Consider the following 5,986-nt stretch of genomic DNA (forward strand, 5'->3'; position numbering starts at 1 on the left):
CCCAACGACGGCGACTACCTCGCGTCGGCCGAGGGCGTGCTGATCGCAGACCCGCCGGCCTTCGAGGGCGAGGTCGCCGGCCGGGTCATGGGCGTCGAGGCCGCCGAGATCCCCGTCGTCTCGGTCGACGGCGACCTCCACGTCGAGGTCCCGGTGCTGGGCTGGCAGGTCGTCGACCCCGGCGACTTCTGCGGCCCGGACCCCGCCCAGCTGCTCAACCCCGAGACGGGGGTGTCGGCGATCCTGACCGCGACCGAGGACCCCGAGGCCGGCGAGAGCGAGCTCGGCGGTGACGACAACAAGGAGACGATCACTCCTTTCACGGGCTCGGTCCCGGGCGACACCATCCGCAACATCCTCCCCTGCGCGGAGGGCGACGCGTTCGACGCGACCTACCGGATCGACGCCGAAGGCCTCCTCACCGAGGCAGAGATCACCGGCGAGTTCTTCCCTGACATGGATGCGATCACCTACGTGATCGAGGTGCGCGCCTACGACGTCGAGCAGGAGATCTCGGCTCCGGAATGAGCACCGCACGATGATCCCGCCGTCCGGCGTGGACGCAGGCGCCGGACCTGACAGGCGGTCCCGGCTGCTCCTTGGTTTCTGCGCGGCTGCCGTCGCGTTCGCCGCTGTCGACACGTACGTCGTGGTGCTCGCGCTGCCCGACATGATGGCGGCCGTCAGCATCCCGGTCGACGAGCTGCAGCGGGCCGCGCCGATCGTCTCCGGCTTCCTGCTGGGCTACGTCGCGATGCTCCCGCTCATCGGCCGGATCGCCGACCTGCGCGGCCAGGTGCCGGTCCTCGCGGCCTCACTCGCTGTGTTCGCCGTCGGGTCGCTGGTCACCGCCGCCTCCTACGACCTCAACACGATGGTGGCGGGCCGGTTCCTGCAGGGCGCCGGCGGCGGCGGCCTGGTGCCGGCCACGATGGCGCTGGTCGCCGCGCTCTACCCCATCGAGCGGCGCGGCCTGCCGCTCGGCGTCGTGTCGGGCGTGCAGGAGATCGGCAGCGTGCTGGGCCCGCTGTTCGGCGCGTTCGTGCTCTCGTTCACCTCGTGGCGCGGCATCTTCGCCATCAACCTGGCGGTCGGCGTCCTGCTCGTGGTCGCGGTGCGAACGCTCTGGCGCCAACCCGCGGTCGAGGCGCCCGTTGGTCGGGGAGGTCACCCTGCGACCGTCACGAGACCCGGGCGGCCCGACCTGCTCGGCGGGCTCGCGGCCGTCGTACTCCTCGTGGCCGGGCTCGCGGTCTTCCTGCAGCCTCCCGACCTCAAGCGCGACCTGACCTGGGGCCAGTTCTTCATCCCGTACGTCGAGGACGGCAGCCGTTGGGTCACGCCGGTCGGCCTGGTGGCGATCGGCGCTCTCGTCGTGCTCGCCCTGCGCTGCGCCTTCGCCAAGCGTCCGATCATCGACGCCCGCGGCTGGTTCCGCGCCGCGATCGACGCCGACCTCGTCGGCGCGACCCTGCTGGCGGTGGCACTCGGCGGCATCGTGCTCGCGTTCGCGAGCGCCGACCCCGAGGTCGCCGTCTTCAACCCGAAGGGCGGCTGGTTCCTCCTCGGCTCCGGCCTCGCCGCCGCCGCGTTCGTCGTCCACCTGATCCGGGCCGACGCGCCGATCATCCCCCGCGCCGCGCTCGCCGCGATGCCGGCGTGGGGGTCGCTGGCCGTGAGCTTCCTGATCGGGTGGGCGCTGATCGCCGCCCTGGTCGACATCCCCCTCTTCGCGCGCACCACCACCCACCGCGACTCCCAGCTCGGCGCGGCGCTGATCCTGCTGCGCTTCCTCGTCGCGCTGCCGATCGGCGCGGTGGTCGGCGGCTACCTGATCCGACGGCTGCCCGCCGGCGTGATCACGGCGGTCGGCATGCTGCTGGCCGCGGGAGGCTTCTTCTGGATGGCGCAGTGGGACGCCACCAGCCTCGACGGGTTCGCGTCGAACGTCCCCCTCGTCATCGGCGGGCTCGGCTTCGGACTCGCCCTCGCGCCGGTCAACGCGGCCATCCTGTCGACGACGACCCACGACACCCACGGGCTCGCGAGCGCCCTGGTGGTGGTCGCGCGCATGGTCGGGATGCTCGTCGGCATCTCGGTGCTGACCACCTGGGGCCTGCGCCAGCTCCACGCCGAGCACGAGAGGAACCCCGACCTCGGCCTGGTCGAGCTCGCGATCGTCCAGGAGCAGGCGGTGTTCACCGGAGCAGCCGTCGCCGCGCTGCTCGCTGCAGGGTTGGCGCTCGTGCTGTTCCGGCAGGCGCCGACCCGCGGCCTGGCCGCAGCCGAGGTGCTCCGCACCGGAGGCTGACCGTCCCGACCGGTCGGGCGGTCGTTGGGGTGTGAGGTCCGCGACATTCCACGGCGACGTAGGCGCAACCTGCCCGAGCCGCGAGCCCGGCTAGCCTTGGACCATGAGCGACTTCGACGACCTGCTCTCCGCCAACCGTGAGTTCGCGGATCACTTCGACCTCGGCGGCTTCGACGGTGTGGCCCATGCCGGCCTGGCGATCGTGACCTGCATGGACTCGCGGATCGACCCGCTGGGAATGATCGGCCTCAAGCCCGGCGACGCGAAGATCTTCCGCAACCCGGGTGCGCGCGTCACCGCGGCCGCACTCGAGGCCCTGGTGCTCGGTGTTCACCTGCTGCGGGTCGACCGGATCATCGTGGTCCCCCACACCCGCTGCGCGGTCGCGTCCAACACCGAGGGCGAGCTGCGCCGTCGGGTGTCGGAGTCGGCAGGCCAGGACGCGTCGTGGCAGCCCTTCCACGTCGTCGACGACCAGGCCCAGGCGCTGGCCGAGGACGTGCAGAAGGTGCGCTCGCACCCGCTCGTCCCCGACACCGTCCGCGTCGGCGGCTTCCTGTACGACGTCGACACCGGCCTGCTCACCCAGAAGGTCTGATCCGGCTACTCCGCGCGGGTGCGTCGCTCCGTGCGGAGGCACTCCTTCTTCGACAGCTCCGCCTCGAGACAGGCGCCGTCGTAGACCTTCCGCTGCCCCAACGGACGGTCGATCCTGGCGGTGACCCGGTGGCGGACCTGCCGGTCGTCGCACCTCCCGCTGTTGACGACGGTCTGCAGGGTGACGACGACCTCGTCGGCCTGCTCCTCGACGGACGCCGTGGTGCGGCTGTCCTCGCACGTCGGCCCCGCGTAGTAGATCGTCAGGGTCCTGCCGCGCACCTCGTAGCGCTCCCACTGCGTGCCGCCTGCCGAGTCCACGTCCTCGTCGTTGCCCGGCTCGTCGACCAGCAGGACGTAGGCGCCCAGCACCAGGCCGGCCACGACGATCACCCCGATCGACAGGGTGACGACCGTTCGGACCCGGCGCCAGTTCACGCTCACGCGTCGAGCGCCTCCACGTCGACCTCGTAGGCGCCCTGCACGATGAACTCCTTGCGGGGCGCGACGTCGGAGCCCATGAGCAGCTCGAAGACCTTCGCCGCCTCCTCCGCGTCGTCGACGGTCAGCCGGCGGAGCGTGCGGTGGCGCGGGTCCATGGTGGTCTCGGCCAGCTGGTCGGCATCCATCTCACCGAGGCCCTTGTAGCGCTGGACCGGGTCCTTCCACCGGACGTTCTTCTTCTTCAGCTCGGCCAGCTTTCGCTGCAGCTCGTCGTCGGAGTAGGTGTAGACGTACTTCTCCTGGCCCTTCCGCGGGTTCGAGATCTCGATCCGGTGCAACGGCGGCACAGCGGTGAACACCCGCCCCTCGCGCACCAGCTCAGGCATGTACTTGAAGAAGAGCGTCGCGAGCAGGCAGCGGATGTGGGCACCGTCGGAGTCGGCGTCGGCCATGAAGATCACCCGGCCGTAGCGTGCGGCGTCGAGGTCGAACGTGCGGCCGGAGCCGGCGCCCACGACCTGGATGATCGAGGCGCACTCGGCGTTCTTCAGCATGTCGCCGACCGAGGCCTTCTGGACGTTGAGGATCTTGCCGCGGATGGGGAGCAGAGCCTGGAACTCCGAGTTGCGGGCCAGCTTGGCGGTGCCGAGCGCCGAGTCGCCCTCGACGATGAACAGCTCGGTGCGTTCGGTGTCGTTGGCGCGGCAGTCGGCGAGCTTCGCCGGCAGGGTCGACGACTCGAGCGCGTTCTTGCGGCGTTGGGTCTCCTTGTGCTGGCGTGCGGCGATCCGCGTCTTGGCGGCGCCGGCGACCTTCTCCATCAGCAGCTTGGCCTGCGCCTTCTCGGCCCGCTTGGTGGAGGTGAGGAACTCCTTGAGCTGCTGTGCGACGACCTTCCGCACCGACGCGCGTACGGCGGGCGTGCCGAGGATCTCCTTGGTCTGCCCCTCGAACTGGGGCTCGGCCAGCCGAACGGTCACGATGGCGGTCAGGCCCTCGAGGATGTCGTCCTTGATCACGTCGTCGTCGTTCACCTTCAACGCCTTCGACGCCCGCATCGCGTCGTTGAAGGTCTTGGTGAGCGCAGCCTCGAAGCCCGCGACGTGGGTGCCGCCCTTCGGCGTCGCGATCACGTTGACGAAGGACCGGACCTCCGTCTCGTAGCCGGTGTCCCACCGCGCTGCGATGTCGACGGTCAGCTCGCGGTCGACGTCCTGGGGCGTCATGTGACCCTGCTCGTCCAGCATCGGGACGGTCTCGGTGAAGGTGTCAGTGCCGGTGATCCGGACCACGTCGGTGACCGGCTCGCCGTGGCTGAGCGCCTCCGCGAACTCCGAGATGCCGCCGTCGTGGCGGATCTTCTCCTCGAACAGCTCAGGGCCGCGCAGGTCGCGGACGACCAGCTCGAGGCCGGGGACGATGTAGGCGGTCTGCCGGGCCCGGCCGACCAGTCCGTCGAGCTCGAACCTCGCGTCCTTGGTGAAGATCTGGCGGTCCGGCCAGAACTGGATCCGCGTGCCCGACCGGTCCTTGCCGACCCGCTTGCCCTTGCGGGTCAGACCGGATCGCGCCTCGAAGGCCGCCTTCGGCCCGTCGCCGTCGAAGACGCCGGGGATGCCGCGCTGGAACGAGATGCCCTGCTGGGACGGCGAGCGGTCGACGTCGATGTCCATCCGCGACGAGAGCGCGTTGACCACCGACAGGCCGACACCGTGGAGTCCTCCGGAGGCGTTGTAGGAGCCGCCGCCGAACTTGCCGCCCGCGTGGAGCTTGGTCGCCACGACCTCGACGCCCGGGAGGCCGGTCTTGGGCTCCTTGTCGGTCGGGATGCCGCGCCCGTCGTCGTAGACCTCGACGGAGTCGTCGGGGTGGAGCGTCACCTCGACCCGGCGGGCGTGCCCTCCGAGCGCCTCGTCGACGCCGTTGTCGATGATCTCCCAGAGGCAGTGCATCAGTCCGCGGGTGTCGGTCGACCCGATGTACATGCCCGGCCGCTTCCGCACGGCCTCGAGACCCTCGAGAACCAGCAGGTGGGCGGCGTTGTAGGTCTTGTCGGTGATGGTGTGCTCCTGGTTGAAACTGCGGCTTTCTGGGTATGAATCTACCTGCGACACGCCGGGGTTCGGTGCAGGCACACGGGCTTGCGCAGGGCCACGATGTGGGCAGCAGATGCTTTCGATAACAAGGACGTTTCGGGGCGTGGAAAATCGGTCGACCAATGTCCATCACGTGCTTGGATGGTCGTGGGATTGACCACACCGGATCGGGAATCTTGGGCCCGGTCGCTACGTTGATCCCGGCACCGACCGATAAATAGGTCGACCGATGAAAGTGAGGCCGACGTGACAACCACAGTTGCACCTACCCCACCGCTGACTGCAGAAGACCGCTGCGACCGTTGCGGTGCTCAGGCCTACCTTCGCGTGGAGCTCGCCTCCGGTGGCGAGCTCCTTTTCTGCGCCCACCACGCCCGCGAGCACGGCGACAAGCTGAAGCAGGTCGCCGTCGTGGTCCACGACGAGACCCACAAGCTCGGCAGCACGCCTGCGGCGGCCTCGGAGGGCGAGCGCTGAGCGAGCACCCGTTCCTCGTCGAAGGCCCCGGACCTCGGTCCGGGGCCTTCGTCTTTGCCGA

General features: G+C 70.0%; 6 protein-coding genes. 4 read left to right on the top strand and 2 right to left on the bottom strand.

Annotated elements, in window-relative coordinates; all coding sequences use genetic code 11:
- From H0488_RS21505 to H0488_RS21515, 3 genes are all read left to right on the top strand, one after another.
- A partial coding sequence (locus H0488_RS21505; protein WP_183101256.1) for an LppX_LprAFG lipoprotein occupies positions 1 to 528 on the top strand: 528 nt, incomplete at its 5' end.
- A 10-nt stretch (positions 529 to 538) separates the two neighbouring features.
- Positions 539 to 2,311 (top strand): MFS transporter, encoded by a 1,773-nt coding sequence (locus H0488_RS21510; RefSeq protein WP_183101257.1) that lies wholly within the window; start codon positions 539 to 541, stop codon positions 2,309 to 2,311.
- Between the two features lie 103 nt (positions 2,312 to 2,414).
- On the top strand, positions 2,415 to 2,909 hold the full coding sequence (locus tag H0488_RS21515; RefSeq protein ID WP_183101258.1) for a beta-class carbonic anhydrase: 495 nt from the start codon (positions 2,415 to 2,417) through the stop codon (positions 2,907 to 2,909).
- Between the two features lie 5 nt (positions 2,910 to 2,914).
- Here H0488_RS21515 and H0488_RS21520 read toward each other — a convergent pair whose 3' ends face one another.
- On the bottom strand, positions 2,915 to 3,352 hold the full coding sequence (locus H0488_RS21520) for a hypothetical protein (RefSeq protein WP_183101259.1): 438 nt from the start codon (positions 3,350 to 3,352) through the stop codon (positions 2,915 to 2,917).
- Entirely contained in the window at positions 3,349 to 5,466 is a 2,118-nt protein-coding gene (locus tag H0488_RS21525) for a DNA gyrase/topoisomerase IV subunit B (protein WP_376768494.1), read from the bottom strand. The genes H0488_RS21520 and H0488_RS21525 overlap by 4 nt, the downstream gene beginning before the upstream one ends.
- A gap of 195 nt (positions 5,467 to 5,661) precedes the next feature.
- Between H0488_RS21525 and H0488_RS21530 the strand changes: the two genes are divergently transcribed.
- The gene (locus tag H0488_RS21530; RefSeq protein ID WP_376768495.1) at positions 5,662 to 5,925 is read left to right on the top strand and encodes a DUF7455 domain-containing protein; all 264 of its coding nucleotides are present in this window, start codon (positions 5,662 to 5,664) and stop codon (positions 5,923 to 5,925) included.
- The last annotated feature ends 61 nt before the right edge of the window (positions 5,926 to 5,986 follow it).

Source organism: Nocardioides pelophilus (genome assembly GCF_014180685.1).
In the GTDB taxonomy this organism is placed as follows: domain Bacteria; phylum Actinomycetota; class Actinomycetes; order Propionibacteriales; family Nocardioidaceae; genus Nocardioides; species Nocardioides pelophilus.